The sequence below is a fragment of the Sulfitobacter sp. genome (genome assembly GCF_036960155.1).
Lineage (GTDB): Bacteria > Pseudomonadota > Alphaproteobacteria > Rhodobacterales > Rhodobacteraceae > Sulfitobacter.
The window spans coordinates 172630-195434 of the sequence record NZ_JBALWB010000005.1; the positions used below are offsets into that span (position 1 = coordinate 172630).

Here is a 22805-nt window from a genome sequence, read left to right on the forward strand (position 1 = left end):
CCTCAGAGACTAAGTCGCTCTAGGAGCTTTATCATAAAGGCATGGCCCGCGTTAAACTGTTCTACTTCGATGAATTCATTTGGCTGGTGGGCCTGCGCGATACTTCCTGGTCCGCAGATCACGGCGCTATAGCCTGCGTCCTGAAATTGGCCCGCCTCGGTGCCGTAGCTTACTTTATGGCCCGCGTTGTCACCTGTAATTTGACGAACCAATGTTTCAGCCTCACCGTCCTGTTCGGGTTGCAATGCAGGCACATCAAAGCGCGGCGTTATTTCGATCCGCGTCTCGGGAACCACCGATTGCATCGCAGCCTCAACCTTTCTGACTTCTTTCAGATAGGCGATCTTCCACTTTTCTTTATCCTCGCCGGGGACAACACGGAAATCCATGGCAAAATAGCAATCCTTAGCGGTGATATTATGGGCGGTTCCACCTTCAATCATGCCCACATGAACAGTCGTAAACGGTGGATCAAACATCGATGCCAGCTCGGTTGGCTTGGCGGCCATGTTTGATGTGTTTTGCTCATTGGCCCATTCGATCAATTTGGCCCCTGCCATGATCGCATTGACGCCCGTGTGCAAAAGCGACGAGTGGACCTCAAAACCGATGACATGAGTGTTGAAACCGCTGCCACCCTTGTGTCCTGTGACGGCCTGCATGGATGATGGTTCCCCCACGATCACGGCTGATCCTTTGGGGACCACACCCTGCATGGCCGCAATCATGGGCGGTGCGCCAGTACAGCCGATTTCTTCGTCAAAGCTGAACGCGATCTGAAGTGGGCGTTTCACCCCTGCGTAATGGGCCTCAACCAAAGCCCAAAGCGCCAGCGCGTCAAAACCCTTCATGTCGCAAGTGCCGCGTCCGTAATATTTGCCGTCCTTTTCGGTAACGGTAAACGGGTCCGTATCCCATGGCTGGCCATCTATCGGCACAACATCCGTATGGCCTGAAAGGACAATAGCGCCTTCAACGTTAGGGCCTACATGGGCAAACAATGCGTGTTTTGGTTGTTCCGGGTCAATGTAGCGATGCGATGTGATACCGTGACTGCTCAGGTATTCCTGAACCCAGTCGATCAACGGAATGTTCGTGTCGCGCGACACAGTGGGGAAACTGATGAGCTTTGTCATCAGATCAAGAGGACTAAGACGAGCAGGCATTTTCAATCTCCAAAAAGCGCCAACGCAATTGCGCAGGTCAAACGAGGTAATTAATGATCAACGCGACCAAAGCGATCATGATCAAAATAGCAGCCAAGCCAAAGAAAAGCTTGAAAAACGAAGTGATTGTCACAGCCAAGTTTTGACGCTGTTCTCGCGTGGCGCCGATCGACTTCAACAATACATCATTGCGCGACATTGCCTCTACTCAATAGCCGCTGTCGGTAACCAACACTTGATGATCTTTACCTACCGTTTTGTAAACACTTGGTTCGGCAACATAATTCGCATCATGAATGGGCGACGGGATTGGCTTAAAGTTCAAATCCTTTTCGCCTTTACGCTTGCGCGGATCAGCGATTGGGACGGCTTTCATCAACGCCTGAGTATAGGGGTGTTGCGGGTTTTCAAACACCTCGCGGCGCGGTCCCATTTCAACAATACGGCCCAAATACATAACGCCAACCTGATGGCTCACGCGTTCAACTACAGCCATATCATGCGAGATGAACAGGAAAGACAGCTCCATTTCGGCCTGCAATTCCATCATCAGATTTAGCACCTGCGCTTGCACGGATACGTCCAGTGCGGAAACCGCCTCATCTGCGATGATAAGCTTGGGGTTTAGCGCAAGGGCACGCGCGATAGCGACACGTTGGCGTTGGCCGCCTGAAAGTTCATGCGGAAATCTGCGCATAAAGCTGCGTGGCAACTCCACACGGTCAAACAACATCTCTACCCGTTCGGTTACCGCCTGCCCTTTGAGGGTCGCATAATTGTGAATCGGTTCTGCAACCTGATCAGCCAGCCCCATTTGCGGGTTCAGCGACGCAAACGGATCTTGGAAGATCATCTGCATATCAAGACGAGCTGTGCGCAAATCCTGAGGGTTCAACGCCATAATGTCTTTGCCAGCAAGGTTCACTTCGCCCGATTGAGGATCAACCAGCCGCAGGATTGAACGCCCTGCCGTGGATTTTCCGCAACCACTTTCGCCAACAAGGCTAAGCGTTTGACCCTTGTTGATGGTAAACGATAAATCCTCAACCGCATGCACGTTGGCGACAACGCGGCGCAACAGGCCTCCCGTTACGGGGAATCGCGTGGTCAGGTTCTTGACCGTAAGTAGGACTTCATCCGTGCCTTTAATCGGGACAATGGGTTTGTCTTCATTGCCCAGCAGTTTCATCGGCTCGGGATAATCTTTGCCTGTCATCTCGCCCAGTTTTGGGACCGCAGCCAAAAGCGCCTTGGTATAGGGGTGCTGAGGATTCTCGAAAATCTCCTCAACGGTGCCTTCTTCAACCTTATTACCGCGGAACATCACAACAACGCGGTCAGCCATCTGCGCAACCACAGCCATATCGTGGGTAATGAACATCACGGCGGTGCCGGTTTCACGCTTGAGACGGTCCATCAGCGCAAGAATTTCAGCCTGAATGGTTACATCCAACGCTGTTGTTGGCTCGTCCGCAATCAAAAGACGCGGCTCACACGCCAGCGCCATGGCGATCACAACACGCTGACGCATCCCACCGGATAGTTCATGCGGGAACTGTGTCAGGCGCTTTTCAGCTTCGGGAATGCGGACCTGTTTCATCAATTCCAGCGCGCGCTCTTCGGCTTGTGCCTTGGTCATCCCTTTGTGCAGGCGCAAACCCTCAGTCAGCTGCTTGCCTACGGTAAACACGGGGTTCAGCGCCGTCATCGGCTCTTGAAAAATCATCCCGATCTCGTTGCCGCGAATCGAACGCATCGTGTCTTGTGGTGTATTGGCCAAATCTACCTGTTCGCCGTTTCCACGATCAAACAACAGCTTGCCGCCTGCAATTTCGCCGCCGCCGAACTCAACCAAGCGCATCAACGACAAGGAAGACACGGATTTACCCGACCCTGATTCTCCTACGACACAGACCGTTTCACCCGGATGAATATTAAAAGAAACATCCTCAACTCCGACAACAGGGCCGTCTTTTGTCTGGAATTCAACGCGCAGACTCTCGATTCGGGCAATCGGTTCTTTCGTAGAATGGTCTAACATCGTGATCCTTTCAGGCGATCCAGCCACGATAAGTACCGTGCGCTCCGTCACGCTATGCGCTAGCTCGGCGCAGGTCAAACGCTGTAAAGCGTACTATCTGGTCGTAAGTTGCCAAAAATATTATGCCGCACACATTTTCATCACGATAGATTGACCACAAGGCTTGCATTTTCAGTGAAACCTGTTTCGATATGCTACATGCGCTTTGGGGGTGCGATGCGGCTGCCGGATATAACTGCAAGTTTACGCAGGGTTAGCTAAGGCTCCTAATGCAAACCCGACACAATAAAAGAGGCTGGGCACAGCTCAACCCAAGAATTGGCATCTTAAAAAGTGTCCAACAAGGAGTACAAAATGAAAATGAGAACCCTATTGCTAGGTGCAATTGCGTCGACCGCATTTGCACCTGTCGCATTTGCGGATGGCCATTCTGGCGAACGCGGTCGCGACGGTGATGTAAAGGTCCTGTATTGGCAGGCCCCATCTATCCTGAACCCCTTCCTGTCAGGTGGTACAAAAGACGTTGAATCAGCTTCACTTATCGTTGAGCCACTTGCGCGCTTTGGTGAAACTGGTGCCATGGTACCGTATCTGGTCACCGAAGTTCCAACCGTGGCCAATGGCGGCGTGTCTGCCGACCTCACAACAATCACGTGGAATATCACACCCGGCCTGAAATGGTCCGATGGAACGCCCTTCACGTCCGCAGATGTGAAATTCACTGCGGAATACTGCATGCACCCAGAAGGTGGTTGTGCACAGGGAGCCAAATTTGACGGTGTTGAAAGCGTAGAAGCGATTGACGAATTGACTGTAAAAGTCACATTCGACGCGCCAAAACCAAACCCGTATGGCCCATTTGTTGGCGGCGAAAGCCCCATCATTCAGGCAGCACAGTTTGCTGAATGCCTCGGTGCAAAAGCACCAGAGTGTACAGAAGCCAACTTTAACCCAATCGGTACTGGTCCGTTCAAAGTGGTGGAGTTCCGCCCCAATGACGTGATCACGATGGAAGCCAACGAAAACTACCGCGACCCAAGCAAGCCAGCATTTGCAACAATGACCTTCAAAGGTGGTGGCGATGCAGCTGCAGCTGGTCGTGCGGTTCTGGAAACAGGCGAATATGACTACGCTTGGAACCTTCAGTTGGCACCCGACGTGATCGCCAAGATGGAAGAAGCAGGCAAAGGTGTTGCCATTGCTGGTTTCGGTCCTCTTGTTGAGCGTCTGGAAATGAACTTGACCAACCCATCACCTGATCTCCCACCAGAGACACGTGCAACGGTTGCAGAACCACACCCGTTCTTGTCCGACTTTAAAGTCCGCAAGGCGCTGTCCATGGCGATCGACCGCGGCCTGTTGACCGAAGTGGGTTATGGCAAAGCTGGTACACCAACATGTAACCTTGTTCCTGCTCCTGCTCTGTACAACTCAGACAACACAGAATGTCTGACACAGGACCTTGATGGCGCAAAAGCACTGCTGGACGAAGCAGGCTGGACCGACACCGACGGTGACGGCACACGTGACAAAGACGGCGTAAAACTGGCAATCTTGTACCAGACCTCCACAAACGCTGTACGTCAGGACTTCCAAGCGCTCATCAAAGACTGGTGGGAGCAGATCGGTGCTGAAGTAGAACTGCGTAACCTTGATGGTTCCGTGTTCTTTGGTGGTGACCCAGGTTCGCCTGACACGTTCCAGAAATTCTACGCGGATGTAGAAATGTATGCGAACACCTTCAACGGCACAGACCCACAGTCCTACCTGTCGGCCTACCGTTGTGGCAACGAGCCAAAACCATCCAGCCAGTGGCAGGGTGAAAACATCAACCGTTTCTGTGATCCAGCCTATGACGCCCTGCTCGACGAGCTGGCAATGACTGGTGACCTTGAGAAGCGTGGCGAAATTGGTCGTAAGCTGAACGACATGGTAACCAAAGACACAATGACCATTGTGCCGCTGGTAAACCGTGCCCGTGTATCAGCACACTCCAACAGCCTTGGTGGTGTTGTCCTGAACGTTTGGGACTCAGAAATGTGGAATGCCGCAGACTGGTACCGCGTTAACTAAAAATGTGGGTGGTGGGGGCGATCCCCCGCCACGCCATTTTTTCTGGGCGGGGGACTTCCCCGCCCTACTTTCACCACATCGACTGATTGATAAGGGCGCCGCTTGATGCTGAATTTCACCATCCGACGACTGTTACTCTCTATTCCGACGCTTTTATTTATCAGCCTCGTGATCTTTATGTTGCTGCAACTTGCCCCGGGTGATCCGATGGCACAGGTGCCGCTGACCGTCCCCCCCGAAGTAAAACAAAAGATGCGCGAAGCGTTGGGTTTGGGCGCTCCGGTTCACATCCAATACATCAAATGGCTGCACCAGTTCTTTGTGGTTGAGCCGATGGTGTTTATCGACTTCCTCACCACCAAGAGCTTCCTCTTTGGGTGGCTCCCCGACACGCAGCTCAGCTTGGTGGTCGATCCAATCACTGGCGAGTTGGGCCAGCGTCAGCGCGTTATCAGCTGGCAGACCCGTAGCCCGGTGATGGACATTGTCATGCAGCGTATGCCGCAAACCCTTTGGGTTGTTGGCCTCAGCTACGTTGTGGGTATCTTGATTGCGATCCCTATCGGGATTTATTCGGCCTATCGCCACTACTCGTTGTTTGATCAGGCGGGTACCTTCATCACAATGGTTGGTTTCTCTATACCGCCGTTCTTTACGGGGCCCCTGCTCATCGTGATCTTCTCCGTATCGCTGGGATGGTTGCCGTCAATCTATGACACCACATTGGTCGTCGACAGTTGGGCCAACTTCAAAACCCAATTCCTACAAATGATCATGCCCGTGATGGTGCTGGCCTTGCAAACGACGGCCCAAATAAGCCGCTACATGCGTTCTGCCATGCTGGACAACCTCAATCAGGACTATGTGCGCACTGCCCGCGCCAAAGGCCTGAGTGAAAGCGTAGTTGTCATGGTACATGTTTTGCGCAACTCCATGATCCCCGTTGTGACCATCATTGCGTTGGGGATGCCTGCCATCTTTGGCGGTGCGATCATCACTGAAAACGTGTTCAAGGTGAACGGCATCGGCCAGTTGCTACTGACCGCCTTGTTTGCCAATGACCTACCGATGGTGATGACGCTAACGTTCATCTTTGCCATCCTCATCGTATTGTTCAACCTCATCGCCGATATTCTCTACGGCGTGCTTGACCCAAGGATCCGCTATGACTGATCAATCAGCCGAGATCGAAGTCTTTGGCGCGCTCCAAGACAAAGAACCTTCCAAACCGCCACGCAGCCAATGGCGTGATGTTTGGGATCAATTCCGCAAACACAAAGGCGCCCTCTTTGGCGGCGGCTTTTTGTTGTTCATCACGCTTGGCGTTTTGTTTGGCCCCTTCCTATGGGACATCGAACCCACCAAGCTGGACATCAGAAACAAAAACTGGCGCCCAATCTATACCCTAATTTGGGAAAGTGGCGCTAAGGCCGGTTGGGCCCATCCCTTTGGGACGGATCAGTTGGGTCGCGATATCCTTGCCCAGATGATCTATGGCGGGCGTGTTTCTATGGCAGTCGGCTGGTCCGCAATGGTTCTTGCGCTGGTCATTGGCACAGCTGTTGGCGTTGCTGCAGGCTATTTCAAACGGATGGATTTCTGGCTCATGCGCCTTACCGATCTGGTGTTGTCCTTGCCAATCCTGCCGCTGGTTCTGCTGGCCGTGACATTGTTTCGACAACCGCTATCCTCGCGCTTTGGCCCTGAGGGCGGGATGTTTATCCTGATCGTTTCGGTGATCGCGCTGACGTCCTGGATGCAAACAGCCCGGATCGTGCGCGGGGATATCCTTGCTTTGAAAGAGCGTGAGTTCATCCTTGCCGCCCGTTCTATTGGCTCCACTCCAACCAAGATCATCCTGCGCCATTTACTGCCAAACGTGATCTCGCCCATCATGGTGTCTGCCACGTTGGGACTGGCAACTGCCATCATCACAGAAAGCGCGCTAAGCTTCCTTGGTGTGGGTTTCCCGTCGGATTTCCCGACATGGGGTAAGCTGCTGTCTGACGCAGTGAACCGGATGCAGGAATACCCTGAACGCGTTCTATTGCCGGGCATCCTGATCTCGCTCACAGTGCTGAGCGTGAACTACCTTGGTGACGGTTTGCGCGATGCGCTCGATCCGCGTATTCGCGGACGCTAACTCTGATTGCGCGCGCCGCTTATTGCTGGCGCGCGCTTCTCACCCGATGTTCTTGCGAATACGCCGCACAGCCATCCAAACCAACAACACAACAGGCAACGTGACCCCCGCGCTCAGAAGCCCTTTTGAGAGCGGTGTGACCTCTGTCAGTGGGTAAAGCAGATAGCTTGCTAGCGAGACGGCGTAATAGCTGATCGCAACCACTGACAACCCTTCAACAGTGTGCTGCAATCGCAATTGCAGATCGGCACGTTTGTCCATGCTTTCCAAGATCGCTTGGTTTTGGGCAGAGCGTTCAACATCGACCCGCGTTCGCAGCAAATCAGAAGCGCGCAATGCCCGCGCTGACATACGCTCCAACCGCTGTTCCATCGACACAACAGTCCGCATTGCAGGTTCATAGCGGCGCATCATAAACTCACCAAACCCTTGCCGCCCCTCAAACCGGACCTCGCGCAGCGCAGTGATCCGTTCCCCCACAATCGCCTTGTAGGCCGCCGTGCCTGCAAATCGAAATGACGTCTGCGCAACCATGTTTTCCAATTCAACAGACACATCCAACAGCGAATCCAATGTTGCTTCGGGCTTGAGTTCTTTTGCAGTCATCCGCGCCATCAGATCGCTGATCTGATTGTCCATCTTGCCCACCTGTTCGCCAATCTCGCGCGTTAGCGCAAAGCCCAGCATCGACATGGTCTTGTAGGTCTCGATCTCCAGCAGCCGTTGAATGATACGCCCGATCCGCCGCGTGCCTGTCTGCTCTGCCACAAACACCGCAAAGCGCGTGTGCCCTGCCGGATCAATCCGGAAATCACTGGCCACAACCGCAGAGCCATCCAACACCTCGCCCACTGCGAGGCTCTCTGGGACAAACCATTCGCGCAACGGCCCTATCATCACTTCGGTCTTTTTGGGCATCGGCATCAAGCGCAGCAAACACGACGTCAGACGCTGCCCGGGTGCATCGTCAAGCCAATGCGCAGGAAACACATCAAACTCTGCCGGATCAAAAGGGCGGCTGCTGAGCTCTTCGCAGAAGGCCGTGTAGGTCACAAATTCGGTATGCTGCTCCCACTTGAGGTGAAACTTACCCATGGCCCCGTAATAATGCGTAGCGTCAGCGTCAGGCAACGGCGCGCCGTAATGCCTAAGCAGTGCAACCAAATGCGCCATGTCCGCACCACGATCGCGATCCTGCGCAGCACTGCTTCCAGATTGAGTGATGGCCAGAAATGCAACCACCTGAGGGGCCCCAACATTAGGGAAAGGACGTGCATGTAATTCTCCCGTTAGGGCATAGCGCAGCGGATGATCAGTAATGGGAGCCATGGCCAAAGTCCTATGAAAGCGAATAGTTTCTTTTCTGGCCCAAGCCCCCTATCCCCCACAACGCAAAATGCGAAGGTAAGAGAGCTAGTTGAGGGTACGCCAGTATACAATTCCACTATAGGAAATTAGGCATCCTGCGCCTGGCCTTAGACTGGCGCCCGCCACACCCGAAGTGCACGGCCTGCAAAGCTGCCGCTGGCGCAGGCAATAACCCCTACAAAAATCACATGGAACAGGCTGCTGCCATAAAGCTGTGGCGCGACGGACTGCAAAACACCACCCGCAAAGTTGGCCCAAAACATGATCATCATCACGCCCAGTGTCAGGCCTTCACCCGCTAGCTGCACCATACGCCCCTCACGCCCCAGCAACCACCGCCGCTGAAGCAGGTAACCGCCCCAGCACCCCAACCCATAGCCCGCCGCAAACAATGCCCAGATCCATGCCTCCGCAGGCAGCGCCGCCACAGAGCGCAGCCCAAGGATACCCAAAGCAGGTAACCCATAGATCAGCAGCAAGGGTGCAGTACGTTCCTTGCGTGCGCGCAGCCCCACAAGAATCAGCACGACCAGCAGTGGCCAAACCCAGATTGGTGCGCCTGTAAGTAATTGTGTCATGTCTTGTGTTCCTTGTGTGTTGGATTTGGGAACTCCAAACCACGCCGCCATAACCAGCGCCATCATCGTTACGTGAAACGCCCCCACCATGCGCGGACTGCAAAGCGTGCAGTTCACGATGCGCGAATTGCACGCAGCCCCAAACAGCAAAACGCCCCACCTTTCGGCAGGGCGTTCTAAATTTTCGCTCAAATAGTTTAGAGTGTACTGAACGTTTAGTCGATCATTGGCAGCAGTTTGTCCAAGGACGCCTTTGCATCCCCGTAGAACATGCGCGTGTTGTCCTTAAAGAACAGCGGGTTCTCGATGCCAGAATAGCCAGTACCTTGGCCACGTTTTGACACAAATACCTGTTTGGCTTTCCAGCATTCCAGAACTGGCATGCCAGCGATGGGGCTGTTTGGATCGTCCTGCGCCGCAGGGTTTACGATGTCGTTGGAGCCAATAACAATCGCGACGTCTGTGGTTGGGAAATCATCGTTGATTTCGTCCATTTCCATCACGATGTCATAAGGCACCTTTGCTTCGGCCAGCAGCACGTTCATGTGACCCGGCAAACGACCCGCAACCGGGTGAATGGCGAAACGCACGTTTTTGCCTTGGGCACGCAGCTTTTTAACAAGGTCGCTCACTGCAGACTGCGCCTGCGCAACCGCCATACCGTACCCCGGGATGATGATGACGCTATCAGCTTCGTTCAACGCTGCTGCAACACCTTCTGCCTCAATTGCGATCTGCTCACCTTCAACGGCCATTTGTTCGCCTACTGGGCCACCAAAGCCACCCAAGATTACAGAAACGAACGAACGGTTCATCGCCTTACACATGATGTAGGATAGGATCGCACCAGAGGAACCAACAAGCGCACCAACAACGATCAACAGATCATTACCCAGTGAGAAGCCAATCGCAGCCGCAGCCCAACCAGAATAGCTGTTGAGCATGGACACAACGACAGGCATATCCGCGCCGCCGATCCCCATGATCAGGTGATAGCCGATAAACAGCGCCGCCAGCATCATGATGAACAGTGGGAAGAAACCACCTGTGTTAAAGTACCAGATCAGCGAGATAACCGTGATGGTCGCCGCTGCGATGTTCAACATGTGACCACCAGGCAGCTTTTCCGCAGCCGATGAAACACGACCCGCCAGCTTGCCATAAGCAATGATGGAACCTGTAAAGGTCACAGCACCAATGAACACGCCCAAGAACAGCTCAACCCGCAAGATGTTAATCTCGACAGGTGGCTTCTTGGCGATCAGTGCTGCAAACGTTCCCAGCTCATGTGGGTCGCCGCCGCCAGCCATGAAACCCGCCACACGGTTGATTTCAAAATGCGCGATCAGACCGACAAACATCGCCGCCAGACCGACAAGGGAGTGCATCGCTGCAACCAGTTCTGGCATCTGTGTCATCTGAACTTTTGTCGCCAGTTGATAACCGATGGCACCGCCACCCGCGATCAAGATAAGCGACAGCAGCCAGAACCCCGAACCGGGGCCAATCAGCGTTGCAACCACAGCCAAAGCCATGCCTGCAATACCATACCATACAGCGCGTTTTGCGCTTTCTTGTCCGCTCAAACCACCCAAGGAGAGGATGAAGAGAATAGCCGCGACCACATAGGCCGCTGTTGTGAAACCAAGCATTTGATCAGCCTCCCTTTAAGATTTCTGGAACATGGCGAGCATGCGCCGTGTTACAAGGAAGCCACCAAAAATGTTGATCCCACACATGAAGACCGACAAAGCAGCAAGTATGACCACTAAACCAGAGCCGGAACCGATCTGCATCAGCGCCCCCAGAATGATGATCGAAGAAATCGCGTTGGTCACAGCCATCAGCGGTGTGTGCAAGCTGTGCGCAACACCCCAGATCACTTGGAAGCCAATGAACACCGACAATACAAACACGATAAAGTGCTGCATAAAGCTGGCCGGAGCAACCAAACCAACCAACAGCAACAAGGTACCACCAACAGCAAGCAACGTGACTTGGTTTTTGGTTTGCGCCTTGAATGCGGCTGTTTCAGCGGCCCGTTTTTCCTCGACTGTCAGCTCTTTTGGCGCTTCCTTTTTAGGAGCTGCCGCAATCGCTGCGATTTTTGGTGGTGGTGGTGGGAAGGTGATCTCGGAGCCGTGCGCAATTGTTGCGCCGCGGATCACATCGTCTTCCATGTTGTGATTGATCACACCGTCTTTTTCAGGGGTCAGATCAGTCAACAGGTGACGGATGTTTGTCGAATACAAGGTCGAGGCCTGCGTACCCATCCGGCTAGGGAAGTCTGTATAACCAACAATTGTCACGCCGTTATCAGTGACGATCTTTTCGTCCATGACGGTCAGCTTACAGTTGCCGCCCTTCTCTGCGGCAAGGTCAACAATAACTGAACCCGACTTCATTGCTGCAACCATATCTTCGGTCCACAGCTCTGGTGCCTCACGGTTCGGGATCAGCGCCGTACAGATGACGATGTCAACGTCTGGGGCCAGTTCACGGAACTTAGCCAGCTGCGCTTCGCGGAACTCTGGTGAAGACACAGAGGCATAGCCGCCAGTAGCAGCGCCGTCTTGCTGCTCTTCTTTGAAATCTAGATAGACAAATTCTGCGCCCATGGATTCGACTTGCTCGGCCACTTCGGGACGCACGTCAAATGCCATTGTGATTGCGCCAAGGCTGGTGGATGTGCCGACCGCAGCCAGACCCGCAACGCCCCCACCAATAACCAAAACCTTGGCTGGTGGTACTTTGCCCGCAGCAGTAATCTGACCCGTAAAGAAACGGCCAAAGTTATTGCCTGCCTCGATGACAGCACGGTAGCCCGCGATGTTTGCCATAGAGGACAATGCGTCCATTTTCTGAGCACGTGAAATGCGCGGGATCATCTCCATCGCGACAACGGTTGCGCCTTTTTTGGCGGCCGATTTCATCTTCGCTGCGTCAGCCACTGGGCTGAAGAACGAGATCAACGTCTGCTCAGCGCGCAAACGCTTCATTTCTGTTGTGTCAGGTGCGCGCACTTTGGCAACCACATCGGCGGTCTTCCAAAGGGCTGCAGCGGTTTTCACCACTTCAACGCCTGCAGCCGCATAGGCCGCATCGTCAAAGCCCGAAGCCGCGCCGGCTCCTGTCTCGATTAGGCACTCATGGCCTAGTTTCTGTAATTGCAAAGCGCTCTCGGGCGTCATAGCCACGCGGCGCTCGCCCTCGAATACCTCTTTAGGTGTCCCGATCTTCACTCAAAATCTCCCAAAATTCTTGTTTGGTGCCGAAACTGGCGTGTCGCAGATAATTCATCTGATCTATCGCGCGGTTTACCGACAAACAAGCGCGTCTCAGGGATATTACGCAGTGAGGCGTCAGTTTTTGAGAGACCAAAGGCGAATTACTCAAAAATGATGCAGATTTCGTCACGTAATAATATTTCGCACAACAATATTCGCACGCAACAATGCAACCGGAGTGGAAAATGGAATCACTTCATTCTGCCGCCACGTTAAAACCGTCGCCCCTATCCGCCCCCCTTTTCACGGCCTAGGCTAACCTCAAAGGGAGAGAAAACATGACACTAAATGGAAAACACGCACTCATCACTGGCGGCGGTACAGGCATCGGTTTGGCCATCGCGCACATGCTTGTAGAACGTGGCGCACACGTAACCATTACAGGCCGCCGACAGGAGGTATTGGAGGAAGTTGCCACAGACGGCATGACGCCGATGGCGATGGATGTACGCAACGAGGATGATGTGATCGCAAAGATTGCAGCAGCCGTCGCAGCACAGGGTCCAATCCAGATTTGCGTACCAAACGCCGGAGTCGCCACAGGCAAGGCAGCCCATAAAACCGACATGACATTCTGGCGGGATATGATGGCCACTAATTTGGACGGGGCATTTCTAACAATCCGCGAAAGCATGAAAGGAATGAAGGATACCGACTGGGGGCGCGTTGTCGCGGTCTCGTCTATGGCTGGCCTAAAGGGCTTGCAGGGGGGAGCCTGCTATTCGGCATCCAAACACGGGATGATCGGCCTGATCCGATCGCTTAGTGAAGAGTATCTGAGAACGCCCTACACATTTAACTCACTGTGCCCCGGATATGTCGACACCCCGATTGTGACGCGCAATACGCAATCAATTTCGGAACGCGCAGGTATTTCCGAAGCAGACGCGCTCAATATGATGGTGAAAGTAAACCGTCACAAGCGCCTGGTCACCGTAGAAGAAGTTGCCGCTGCCGCCGCGTGGTTGGTTGGGCCAGATTCAGGCAGCATCAATGGCCAAAGCATCGAGATCGCTGGCGGCATGGTTTAACACCGCAATCACCTGATCAAACTATGCAGCGGCGAATGCTTGTTCCCGCTGCATAGCGGTTTAAACCGCGCGGGCCACTGCTGCGGGGCGAATACCGGCGGACCATTCGCGGGCGGCATTGCCAAAGGATTCAAACAACGGGCGCGATACCGGATCTTTTGCCGCCTCATATTCCGGATGCCACTGCACGCCCAGTGTAAAGCCTGCAGCGCCCTCAACATAAAGCGCTTCTGGTGTGCCGTCTTCGGCGTAGCCATCGACCACAACACGCGGTCCAGCAGCCTTGATCCCCTGCCCGTGCAGTGTATTTGTCCGCACGACCTCTGTGCCCATCACACGGTTAAACACGCCGCCGGGGGTAAAACGAACATCGTGGCGCAGCTCAAACTTTTCCTCAATAGAGCCATCAGGAGGCATGCGGTGGTTCATCCGGCCCGGTAACTCACGGATTTCAGGATAAAGCGTTCCACCCATCGCCACGTTCATCTCTTGAAAACCGCGACAGATGCCGAAAATCGGCTGCCCTACTTCAACACATGCGCGCGTCAAATCAAGAGCGACCGCATCGCGACCGCGGTCAAAATCGCCATGCGCTGCGGTTTCTTCCTCGCCGTATTCTTCGGGATGCACATTCGGGCGCGCGCCCGTCAGCAAAAAGCCGTCACAGGCGTCCATCAACTCGGACACGGAAACAAGGGAGGGATCAGAAGGCACCAGAAACGGGATACACCCCGACACTTCAGAGATGGCCTGGCAGTTCATGGCACCACCGCCATAAATCGCGTATTGTTCGTTGATTAGAAAGCTATTGCCAATAATGCCAATGACGGGACGACCCATAGTGCTGAACCCTTTGATTAGAACCGTTCTAGTCAAGGATACCGTTCTTAAGCCAAAGCCTCAATACCGCATTCGCGCACACCTCTCAGGCAGGTATGCGCGATGCATTATTAAGCAAATCTTTTTAGACTTCGCCAATTAGATTGGCAGCTTCGATCCCAGCCATAGCCGCAATCGCATCATTATCTGACGTGTCACCCGTTACACCAACGGCACCGATCACAACGCCTTTGGCCGAACGCAGCAAAACACCGCCAGGAACAGGGATCACTTGCCCACCGTAAACACCGTTCACAGCGGCCATAAAATAGGGCTGCTGTTCTGCGCGGGCCATTTGGGCTGTGCCAGACATGCCCAACATAACGGCGCCGTATGCTTTGCCATGCGCGATCGCAAAACGACCCGGTGCTGCACCGTCCTGACGCTCAAATGCGATCACATGGCCGCCCGCGTCCAAAACGACAGCAGACAGTGCCTTGAGCTCCATCTCTTCGCCTTTTTCAAACGTCTTACGGATTATTGTACGTGCTTTTCTCAGTGTTAGATTCATCTTGTTGCCTCTCAAGTGTTTGATGCTGTATAACTGTAGGAAGCCCAGAGGGTCATCCCCCAAGGCCTGTTATTTTACAGCAAGTTAGCCTGCTGCCTTCAGCTCTAGCCGACGTGCATGCAATACTGGCTCTGTGTAACCTGACGGCTGCTGTGCGCCCTCAAGAACCAATTCACAGGCGGCTTTAAAGGCGATCCCGTTAAAATCTGGTGCCATACGTTTGTACAATGGGTCGCTCGCGTTCTGACGATCCACAACAGAGGCCATTTTGCGCATGCCAGACATCACTTGTTCTTCTGAGATCACACCATGGTGCAGCCAGTTGGCCAGCGCCTGCGCCGAAATCCGGCAGGTTGCACGGTCTTCCATCAGGCCTATATCGTTGATGTCGGGTACTTTGGAGCAGCCAACACCTTGATCAATCCAACGCACCACATATCCAAGAATACCCTGCGCGTTATTTCCGATCTCGCGGGTGATCTCTTCGTCACTCAGGTTGCGGCCCGTCATAACCGGAATGGTCAACAAATCCTCTAGCGTGCCACGCGCACCGCCTGCTGCGATCTCGTCTTGGCGCGACATGACATCAACGCTGTGATAATGCATCGCGTGCAATGTCGCCGCTGTCGGGGACGGCACCCATGCGCAGGTGGCACCCGCCTGAGGATGGCCAATCTTGGCCGTCAACATTTCGCCCATGAGGTCAGGCATCGCCCACATCCCCTTGCCGATCTGCGCGCGCCCTTTCAGACCACATGCAAGGCCGATATCCACGTTGCGGTCTTCATAGGCACTGATCCAAGGCGATGATTTCATTTCACCTTTTGGCACCATTGGCCCCGCTTCCATCGAGGTATGGATTTCATCCCCCGTCCGATCCAAGAAGCCCGTATTGATAAAGGCCACACGCGTTTTCGCTGCGCGAATACACTCGCCCAGATTAACAGATGTGCGGCGCTCTTCGTCCATAATACCCAGTTTGACGGTATTAGCGGGCAAGCCCAGCGCCGCCTCGACGTGGCAGAATATTTCATCAGCAAAGGCAACTTCTTCGGGGCCGTGCATTTTTGGCTTAACGACATAAACCGACCCTGTCAGGGAGTTGCCCCCCTCGCGGGCCATATCATGCATGGCGATCAACGTCGTGATCATCGCATCCATCAGCCCCTCGCCCACTTCCAGACCGTCACGGTCCAACACTGCGGGGTTTGTCATCAGGTGACCCACATTGCGTATCAGCATCAGCGAGCGCCCCTTGAGCGATACCGCGCCGCCATCCGGTGCCGTATAGTCGCGGTCAGGGTTCATGATCCGTGTTACAGTCTGGCCGCCTTTTTCAAAGCTCTCGGTTAGATCGCCCCGCATCAGGCCAAGCCAGTTGGAATAAGCGCCAACTTTGTCTTCCGCATCAACCGCGGCAACACTGTCTTCGCAATCCATGATGGTGCTGAGTGCGGATTCCATGATCACATCAGCCACATGTGCGGGATCGGTTTTGCCGATTGGATGGGTCGCATCCACCTTAATCTCAACATGTAGGCTGTTGTTTTTCAAAAGTATTGAAGTTGGCCCAGTCACTTCACCTGTAAAGCCTACAAACTGTGCCGGATCGCGCAGTGCCGGCACCAATGAACCGTCAACGACACTGTAGCCTGTCGCATCCGTATGGCTGCCCGTTGCCAAAGGTGCGGCCTCGTCCAGAAACGATTTGGCGCGCGCTACAACGCGCGCTCCGCGCGCTGCATCATAGCCGCCCGCATTTGGCAAATCGCCCAGCGCATCCGTGCCGTAAAACGCATCATACAAAGACCCCCACCGCGCGTTTGCCGCATTCAGCGCAAAACGTGCATTGGTGATGGGCACAACCAACTGCGGACCCGGTGTCAACGCGATCTCGGCGTCCACACCTGTTGTTTCGATCTCAAATGGCGCGCCCTCGGGCACCAGATACCCGATCTCTTTTAGGAAAGCAGTATAGGCGACCGCGTCATGAGCCTGCCCCTTGCGCGCGCGATGCCATTCGTCGATCTGCCCCTGAATTGCGCTTCGCTTTTCCAATAACTCACGATTCTTTGGACCAAGCCCATGAACCAACTCTGAAAAGCCACTCCAGAAAACATCAGCGCTCACGCTTAGACCATTCAACGCCTGATCTTCAATGAATTCAGCCAACTGTGCGTCTACTTGCAATTCCTTGCGGTCTAGTCTTTTCATGAGATGTGTCCCCGTATGCTAAGTAAAAGTTTCCGATAGGAAAGAGTATTTCCGCAAGCAATAACACAACCCACAAGGCTCGCAAGAGGCTTTGGTAAAATATCCTTACCAATTCGGCCCGCACTACATCCTCCCCGCGTAACGACCCGCTCAATGCAAAGCGGATCACCCTTTTAACGATTAGTACCTACTTGGGGCACATACTGTTCTGTTGTTTCCACACCTGTTGCCTTGCAGCTCGTCAGTCACAGACCTAACGTACCCGTGATGAACTGCTCAAAACAAAGGCTTCCTGATGCGCGACGCGGCACCTGAAACAATCTACCTGTCCGATTACACACCCTACCCATGGACAATTCAAAGCGTGGAATTGAATTTCACGCTAGATCCGCACGCCACACGCGTCCTGAGCAAAGTCCACTTTGTGCCAAACCCCGATTATGTAGAAGACCCCGCTGCTCCGTTGAGCGAAATGTTTCTGCATGGCGAAAAGCTGAAACTGATCTGGGCGAAAATAGGCGGAAACCCCGTCACACCCACCATTTCGGACGAAGGGCTAACCGTGCCCGTCCCTGTCGGCCCGTTTGCGTGGGAGGCCGAAGTCGAAATTGATCCGGCCAACAACACCGCCCTTGAGGGCCTTTACATGTCCAACGGCATGTATTGCACACAGTGCGAGGCCGAAGGGTTTCGCAAGATCACGTTCTACCCTGACCGCCCCGATGTGATGAGCGTCTTCACCGTGCGCATCGACGGTCCACACCCTGTGTTGCTATCAAATGGCAACCCAATGAACGCATCCGAGCACCATGCCGAGTGGCACGATCCATGGCCCAAGCCCGCCTATCTGTTTGCACTGGTCGCTGGTGATCTCATCGCCCATGAGGGCAGCTTTACCACCTCCTCGGGGCGCGATGTGGCGCTCAACCTTTATGTGCGCCCCGGTGATGAGGGCAAATGCGCCTTTGGTATGCAGGCCCTTAAGGATTCCATGAAATGGGATGAAGATGTTTATGGTCGTGAATACGATCTGGACCTTTTCAACATTGTCGCAGTGGATGATTTCAACATGGGCGCGATGGAGAACAAAGGGCTGAACATCTTTAACTCCTCTGCTGTGCTCGCCTCTCAGGCCACATCGACCGATCTGAACTTTGAACGGATCGAGGCGATTATCGCCCATGAGTATTTCCACAACTGGACGGGTAACCGTATTACCTGCCGCGATTGGTTCCAGCTATGCCTCAAGGAAGGGCTAACTGTTTTCCGCGACAGCCAGTTCACCTCGGACATGCGCAGCGGTTCCGTCAAACGCATCGACGATGTGATTGATCTGCGCGGCCGCCAGTTTGCCGAAGATCAAGGCCCCCTTGCCCACCCCGTGCGCCCGGAGAGCTTTCAAGAGATTAACAACTTCTACACCGCCACCATCTACGAAAAAGGTGCGGAGGTGATACGGATGCTCAAAACCCTTGTTGGGGATCAAGCCTACAAAGATGCAGTCACGTTGTATTTTGACCGCCACGACGGCGATGCGGCCACGATTGAGGACTGGTTGCGCGTGTTCGAGGACACAACTGGACGTGATTTGACCCAATTCAAACGCTGGTATTCCCAAGCAGGTACACCACGCCTTAAGGCTGAGGAGACATGGGAGGGCGATACACTTACCCTCACCTTTACCCAGCACACACCACCAAGCGCGGCCACACCCGATCCAAAACCCTTTGTCATTCCCATATCTGTGGGTTTGCTAGGAACGGACGGCACCGAGGTCACGCCAACGACCATTCTGGAAATGTCCGAAACCACCCAAAGCTTCACCTTCACAGGTCTGACAGAGCACCCCATCGTCTCTATCTTGCGCGGCTTTTCGGCCCCCGTGGTCCTCGAGCACTCGGCAGATCACGCCCACCTGCTTGCCCATGACACCGATCCGTTCAACCGCTGGGAAGCTGGCCGCATCTTGGCGCGCAACACGCTGATGGATATGATGCTCAAAGGCACGCGCGCCGATCCTGCCTACCTACGCGGTTTGCACGCCGTCGTAAAAGACGATACGCTAGAGCCCGCATATCGCCGTCTGATGATGGCCCTGCCTGCCCAGTCCGATCTGGCCACCGCCCTACATGACGCGGGCCACACCCCAGAGCCAGACATCATCCACGCCGCCCTAGAAGCCCTGCGCGAAGCCATGGCGCACGAGCTGGCCGATGTTCTGCCCGACCTTTATGAGGACAACCTCGTCACCGCCCCCTACGCCCCTGATGCAGAGCAATCAGGCAAACGCGCGCTTGGTAATTCCGCCCTTGCCCTGCTGACCCGCAGCGACGGCGGCAAGCTGGCTCAAGAGCAATACGATCATGCGGACAACATGACCCAACAACTCGCCGCCCTTGCCAATCTTATCCGCGCAGGGCGTGGCGACGCAGCGCTCAAGGCGTTTGAAGCTCAATGGAAAGACGACCGTCTGGTGATGGACAAATGGTTTGGCCTCCAAGTGATTGAGGCAGACCCAGAAGACGCGCATGAAGTCGCCGCAGGCCTCACCGAGCATCCCGATTTCAACTGGAAAAACCCTAACCGCTTTCGTGCGGTGTTTGGCTCGCTCATCATGCACCACGCAGGGTTTCACCACGCCTCAGGCGCGGGGTATAAGCTGCTGGCCGACTGGCTGATTAATCTTGATCCGATCAACCCGCAGACCACGGCGCGCATGTGTTCTGCCTTCCAAACATGGAAACGCTATGACCCTGCCCGTCAGGAGCTGATGCGCGCTGAGGTCACACGCATCCTTGCCACCCCGAACCTGAGCCGTGACACAACTGAAATGCTCACACGGATTTCAAACGCATGAGCAGACCGCTTTGCCTGATCACAGGTGCCTCAACAGGGATCGGCGCGGCCTGTGCCGTGCTGGCCGCCACGCAGGGATATGACCTGATCCTAACATACAACAGCGATCAAGCGGGCGCGCAGGCCGTAGCAAAGGCCGCGCAAGCGGCTGGCGCACATACCCAGATCATTCAGGCAAACGTCGCTGACCCTGCGGCGTTAGAGGCTGTGTTTGCGCTGGTGGATGCAACGGGAGCATTGGATGCACTGATAAACAATGCAGGCATCGTCGGGCCGGCCACACGGGTTGCCGACCTTACCCATGAGCGTCTGCGCGAGATGTTTGATGTAAACGTCATCGGCGCGATGCTCGCCGCCGCACAGGCCGTCAAACGGATGGAGCCGCGCGGTAAAGGTGTGATCATCAACATCACCTCGGCAGCTGCCCGCCTTGGCTCTGCCAACCAATACGTTGATTACGCAGCCACCAAGGCGGCAATGGATATTTTCACTAAAGGCCTCTCTGATGAAGTTGCGCCCGCTGGCCTGCGCGTTATGGGGGTGGCACCGGGGCTGATTGAGACCCCAATCCACGCCAAAGGGGGCGATCCCGACCGCGCCCAGCGCCTTGCAAACAAAGTACCAATGCAGCGCACAGGCAGCGCTGATGAAGTTGCCCAAGCCGTATTATGGCTCATGTCTGAAGGCGCAAGCTACGTCACAGGCTCTACTCTGGATGTCACTGGCGGCAGATAACTATTTAAAGGATTTTCATGACTACATTTCTTCTGATTTGCGGCGTAGTTATCGCCGCCTACGTCTTTTATCGCCGTTTTCAACGTGGTGCGCATATGATTGGCGGATATATTGATGCTTCCGCGCCAGTGCGTGCTGCGGCGAAGCGTATTGGGTTTCAAGCCCAGACCAACGTCCACTCCATCGTAAGCGTGAACAGCCCGGAATTATGTGTCGCCGCCATGGCGCTCGCTTTTGCGCAAATGGATGACAATCAGGAGCCTTGTAACGAGACCCTTACCACGTCACTGAAAAAACACCTGAACGTTGGTGATACTCAGGTTGATGATTTTTGCACCCTTTGCCCATGGCTAATCACAGAAGGCGGCGGTCCCACCCCGGCATTTGACCGGTTAACCAAACGCCTCAAGCAGTTGGATCACGGCCCCTTTTTTGGTAAAATGATGAGCGTGCTTGGGGATGTCACTGCATCGGGGACCAAAGGCATGCCCAGCGCACGTCAGGCAGATGCGATGGGGGCATTGGCCCGTATTTTTCGTACCGCATGACCTTACCCTACGTTTATCATAGCCAAGGGCGCCGCCCTATCACCGCATTCATTCTGATTGTGATCTGGGCGGTACTGGCTGCCGCTTATCTCTGGTTAGATGCGGCGCCCTACGTCGTCGTGCTGCTGGGCGCGTTCACCCTGCCTGCCCTTTATGATCTGGTCGCCGACCCCAACGCAACCTTGTCCTTGGACGATCAATACCTGCGCTGGAACACGCCGCGCCAAGAAGCCGAAATAGCATTATCCGAAATTGACCATCTGCGGTTTGATACACGTCTGGATATGTCTGTGCGCCTTACTGTGGTGCGCCCCTCTGGCGTAAAGATCCGCGTACCAGTCCCAGCAACGCCCCCGCACGCCCTTTTTGAACCGATCGCGACAGAGGCAGGTCTCAAAACCATACGGCATCATTTTTCGCTGATGGGATGAAATCTTAGGTTGAACGCCTGACTATGGCCGCGTGCGTGGCCGCACTGAATTGGTAAGCGTGCAATAGTTCTGCCGCTTGAGCCAGCCCGCCATATCACGCCGCTTTGACGCGCTGCGCATCGGGCCCCAATCAGCAGAGACGCCGCGCCACTTGTTATCACGTCCATGAATTACGCCATCGCGTTTGACCGTAAACGCCATGATCCGCACACCGCAGCTCAGGTTCGCGGCGCCGTTCTTAAGCGCCTCGCCCGTTCCTACGTTACATTTATACCCGCGCGCGGTGGCTGGCAGGATTTGCAACAGCCCGTACCACTTGCCGCCACCGCCAACAGCCCACGGTTTGTAGGTGCTTTCGTGTTTCGCAAGAGCAGACATATACCCAACCCAAAACGCGCGTCGTTTTGCATCATCATTATCGGCATACGCAGGACACCAATTTGTAATGTCCCCCGGCACCATATCGACCAAGGGGCTGCCATGCGATTTAAGGGCAGACAGCGCGGCACGGGTCCAGACAGAGTGTCCTTCCATGTGTTGCCAACGCGTGCGCGGAATATGAGGTACGCGGACAGGTGGGCGCAAAGCAATTGTTTTACCGTCAACAATAGGCACTGACGTTTCGGCGTCTGGCAGGGCCACGTCGTTTGACAAAAACACCTCAGTTTCAGGATTAACAGGTTGCAGCACCGGAACTGGCTTGCTGGCAGATTCCTCTGGCAGTATCTGGGATCGTTCCGCTGGTGTTTGATCGATCGTCCCGTCGTTGACCGCCAGTTGCGCGGTCGCGACACCTGTACCGAGGCCCGTCGCCAGCACGGCATAGGCAAAGAAGCGAGAAACAATGGTGCGCGCAGACCGATTTAAATGAAACGAAATCAAACAGGTTTTTTTCATTAAAACAGTATGGGCTGCACTCTTGCCCCCTGACAAGCGCATAACTA

The 22805-nt window shown here is 54.6% G+C and carries 19 protein-coding genes; 8 read left to right on the forward strand and 11 right to left on the reverse strand.

Annotation, left to right across the window (positions count from 1 at the left end; genetic code table 11):
* Positions 1-2: 2 nt before the first annotated feature.
* The 3 genes from argE to V7775_RS13515 are packed head-to-tail and all read right to left on the reverse strand — an operon-like array spanning position 3 to position 3207.
* Complete coding sequence (gene argE / locus V7775_RS13505) at positions 3-1166, reverse strand: acetylornithine deacetylase (protein ID WP_335752428.1); 1164 nt, start codon at positions 1164-1166, stop codon at positions 3-5.
* A gap of 37 nt (positions 1167-1203) precedes the next feature.
* Positions 1204-1365, reverse strand: coding sequence for a hypothetical protein (locus V7775_RS13510; RefSeq protein WP_335752429.1), 162 nt, complete (start codon positions 1363-1365; stop codon positions 1204-1206).
* A 9-nt stretch (positions 1366-1374) separates the two neighbouring features.
* A complete protein-coding gene (locus V7775_RS13515) occupies positions 1375-3207 on the reverse strand; it encodes an ABC transporter ATP-binding protein (protein ID WP_335752430.1) in 1833 nt (610 codons plus the stop codon).
* 354 nt (positions 3208-3561) lie between these two features.
* Between V7775_RS13515 and V7775_RS13520 the strand changes: the two genes are divergently transcribed.
* The 3 genes from V7775_RS13520 (at position 3562) to V7775_RS13530 (ending at position 7423) form a co-directional block, all read left to right on the forward strand.
* Positions 3562-5280: a peptide ABC transporter substrate-binding protein gene (locus V7775_RS13520; protein ID WP_335752431.1), complete on the forward strand. Its 1719-nt coding sequence runs from the start codon at positions 3562-3564 to the stop codon at positions 5278-5280.
* A gap of 105 nt (positions 5281-5385) precedes the next feature.
* A complete protein-coding gene (locus V7775_RS13525) occupies positions 5386-6453 on the forward strand; it encodes an ABC transporter permease (RefSeq protein WP_335752432.1) in 1068 nt (355 codons plus the stop codon).
* Positions 6446-7423, forward strand: coding sequence for an ABC transporter permease (locus V7775_RS13530; protein ID WP_335752433.1), 978 nt, complete (start codon positions 6446-6448; stop codon positions 7421-7423). Before V7775_RS13525 ends, V7775_RS13530 begins: the two co-directional genes overlap by 8 nt.
* A gap of 39 nt (positions 7424-7462) precedes the next feature.
* On the opposite strand, the gene V7775_RS13535 is transcribed toward V7775_RS13530, so the two are convergent.
* The 4 genes from V7775_RS13535 to V7775_RS13550 all read right to left on the reverse strand — a co-directional run bounded on the left by V7775_RS13535 (position 7463) and on the right by V7775_RS13550 (position 12611).
* Positions 7463-8752, reverse strand: coding sequence for a DUF3422 family protein (locus V7775_RS13535; RefSeq protein WP_335752434.1), 1290 nt, complete (start codon positions 8750-8752; stop codon positions 7463-7465).
* 146 nt (positions 8753-8898) lie between these two features.
* On the reverse strand, positions 8899-9369 hold the full coding sequence (locus V7775_RS13540; RefSeq protein ID WP_335752435.1) for a hypothetical protein: 471 nt from the start codon (positions 9367-9369) through the stop codon (positions 8899-8901).
* Positions 9370-9584: 215 nt separating this feature from the next.
* A complete protein-coding gene (locus V7775_RS13545; RefSeq protein WP_335752436.1) occupies positions 9585-11021 on the reverse strand; it encodes an NAD(P)(+) transhydrogenase (Re/Si-specific) subunit beta in 1437 nt (478 codons plus the stop codon).
* 15 nt (positions 11022-11036) lie between these two features.
* A complete protein-coding gene (locus V7775_RS13550) occupies positions 11037-12611 on the reverse strand; it encodes a Re/Si-specific NAD(P)(+) transhydrogenase subunit alpha (protein WP_335752437.1) in 1575 nt (524 codons plus the stop codon).
* Between the two features lie 323 nt (positions 12612-12934).
* Here V7775_RS13550 and V7775_RS13555 point away from each other — a divergent pair, with 323 nt between their 5' ends.
* Positions 12935-13687, forward strand: a complete 753-nt coding sequence (locus V7775_RS13555) for an SDR family NAD(P)-dependent oxidoreductase (RefSeq protein ID WP_335752438.1) — start codon at positions 12935-12937, stop codon at positions 13685-13687.
* Between the two features lie 60 nt (positions 13688-13747).
* Here V7775_RS13555 and V7775_RS13560 read toward each other — a convergent pair whose 3' ends face one another.
* The 3 genes from V7775_RS13560 to V7775_RS13570 form a co-directional block, all read right to left on the reverse strand.
* Positions 13748-14527 (reverse strand): gamma-glutamyl-gamma-aminobutyrate hydrolase family protein, encoded by a 780-nt coding sequence (locus V7775_RS13560; protein WP_335752439.1) that lies wholly within the window; start codon positions 14525-14527, stop codon positions 13748-13750.
* 124 nt (positions 14528-14651) lie between these two features.
* Positions 14652-15077 carry a GlcG/HbpS family heme-binding protein gene (locus V7775_RS13565; protein WP_335752440.1) on the reverse strand — a complete coding sequence of 142 codons (426 nt, stop codon included), beginning with the start codon at positions 15075-15077 and terminating at the stop codon, positions 14652-14654.
* Between the two features lie 84 nt (positions 15078-15161).
* Positions 15162-17291, reverse strand: a complete 2130-nt coding sequence (locus V7775_RS13570) for a malate synthase G (protein ID WP_335752441.1) — start codon at positions 17289-17291, stop codon at positions 15162-15164.
* Positions 17292-17586: 295 nt separating this feature from the next.
* Here V7775_RS13570 and pepN point away from each other — a divergent pair, with 295 nt between their 5' ends.
* Genes pepN through V7775_RS13590 form a run of 4 tightly spaced genes read left to right on the forward strand, consistent with a single transcriptional unit; the run spans position 17587 to position 21861 of the window.
* Positions 17587-20148: an aminopeptidase N gene (pepN, locus tag V7775_RS13575; RefSeq protein WP_335752442.1), complete on the forward strand. Its 2562-nt coding sequence runs from the start codon at positions 17587-17589 to the stop codon at positions 20146-20148.
* Positions 20145-20882: an SDR family oxidoreductase gene (locus V7775_RS13580; RefSeq protein WP_335752443.1), complete on the forward strand. Its 738-nt coding sequence runs from the start codon at positions 20145-20147 to the stop codon at positions 20880-20882. The genes pepN and V7775_RS13580 overlap by 4 nt, the downstream gene beginning before the upstream one ends.
* A 17-nt stretch (positions 20883-20899) precedes the next feature.
* On the forward strand, positions 20900-21430 hold the full coding sequence (locus V7775_RS13585; protein ID WP_335752444.1) for a hypothetical protein: 531 nt from the start codon (positions 20900-20902) through the stop codon (positions 21428-21430).
* Positions 21427-21861, forward strand: a complete 435-nt coding sequence (locus V7775_RS13590; protein ID WP_335752445.1) for a hypothetical protein — start codon at positions 21427-21429, stop codon at positions 21859-21861. The genes V7775_RS13585 and V7775_RS13590 overlap by 4 nt, the downstream gene beginning before the upstream one ends.
* Before the next feature lie 21 nt (positions 21862-21882).
* On the opposite strand, the gene V7775_RS13595 is transcribed toward V7775_RS13590, so the two are convergent.
* Positions 21883-22758: a transglycosylase SLT domain-containing protein gene (locus V7775_RS13595; RefSeq protein WP_335752446.1), complete on the reverse strand. Its 876-nt coding sequence runs from the start codon at positions 22756-22758 to the stop codon at positions 21883-21885.
* Between the last annotated feature and the right edge of the window lie 47 nt (positions 22759-22805).

Excerpts from the sequence above, each read along its gene's own strand:
- argE (WP_335752428.1), bottom strand. The coding sequence starts at position 1,166 with ATGCCTGCTCGTCTTAGTCCTCTTGATCTGATGACAAAGCTCATCAGT.
- V7775_RS13510 (WP_335752429.1), bottom strand. The coding sequence starts at position 1,365 with ATGTCGCGCAATGATGTATTGTTGAAGTCGATCGGCGCCACGCGAGAA.
- V7775_RS13515 (WP_335752430.1), bottom strand. The coding sequence starts at position 3,207 with ATGTTAGACCATTCTACGAAAGAACCGATTGCCCGAATCGAGAGTCTG.
- V7775_RS13520 (WP_335752431.1), top strand. The coding sequence starts at position 3,562 with ATGAAAATGAGAACCCTATTGCTAGGTGCAATTGCGTCGACCGCATTT.
- V7775_RS13525 (WP_335752432.1), top strand. The coding sequence starts at position 5,386 with ATGCTGAATTTCACCATCCGACGACTGTTACTCTCTATTCCGACGCTT.
- V7775_RS13530 (WP_335752433.1), top strand. The coding sequence starts at position 6,446 with ATGACTGATCAATCAGCCGAGATCGAAGTCTTTGGCGCGCTCCAAGAC.
- V7775_RS13535 (WP_335752434.1), bottom strand. The coding sequence starts at position 8,752 with ATGGCTCCCATTACTGATCATCCGCTGCGCTATGCCCTAACGGGAGAA.
- V7775_RS13540 (WP_335752435.1), bottom strand. The coding sequence starts at position 9,369 with ATGACACAATTACTTACAGGCGCACCAATCTGGGTTTGGCCACTGCTG.
- V7775_RS13545 (WP_335752436.1), bottom strand. The coding sequence starts at position 11,021 with ATGCTTGGTTTCACAACAGCGGCCTATGTGGTCGCGGCTATTCTCTTC.
- V7775_RS13555 (WP_335752438.1), top strand. The coding sequence starts at position 12,935 with ATGACACTAAATGGAAAACACGCACTCATCACTGGCGGCGGTACAGGC.
- V7775_RS13560 (WP_335752439.1), bottom strand. The coding sequence starts at position 14,527 with ATGGGTCGTCCCGTCATTGGCATTATTGGCAATAGCTTTCTAATCAAC.
- V7775_RS13565 (WP_335752440.1), bottom strand. The coding sequence starts at position 15,077 with ATGAATCTAACACTGAGAAAAGCACGTACAATAATCCGTAAGACGTTT.
- V7775_RS13570 (WP_335752441.1), bottom strand. The coding sequence starts at position 17,291 with ATGAAAAGACTAGACCGCAAGGAATTGCAAGTAGACGCACAGTTGGCT.
- pepN (WP_335752442.1), top strand. The coding sequence starts at position 17,587 with ATGCGCGACGCGGCACCTGAAACAATCTACCTGTCCGATTACACACCC.
- V7775_RS13580 (WP_335752443.1), top strand. The coding sequence starts at position 20,145 with ATGAGCAGACCGCTTTGCCTGATCACAGGTGCCTCAACAGGGATCGGC.
- V7775_RS13585 (WP_335752444.1), top strand. The coding sequence starts at position 20,900 with ATGACTACATTTCTTCTGATTTGCGGCGTAGTTATCGCCGCCTACGTC.
- V7775_RS13590 (WP_335752445.1), top strand. The coding sequence starts at position 21,427 with ATGACCTTACCCTACGTTTATCATAGCCAAGGGCGCCGCCCTATCACC.
- V7775_RS13595 (WP_335752446.1), bottom strand. The coding sequence starts at position 22,758 with ATGAAAAAAACCTGTTTGATTTCGTTTCATTTAAATCGGTCTGCGCGC.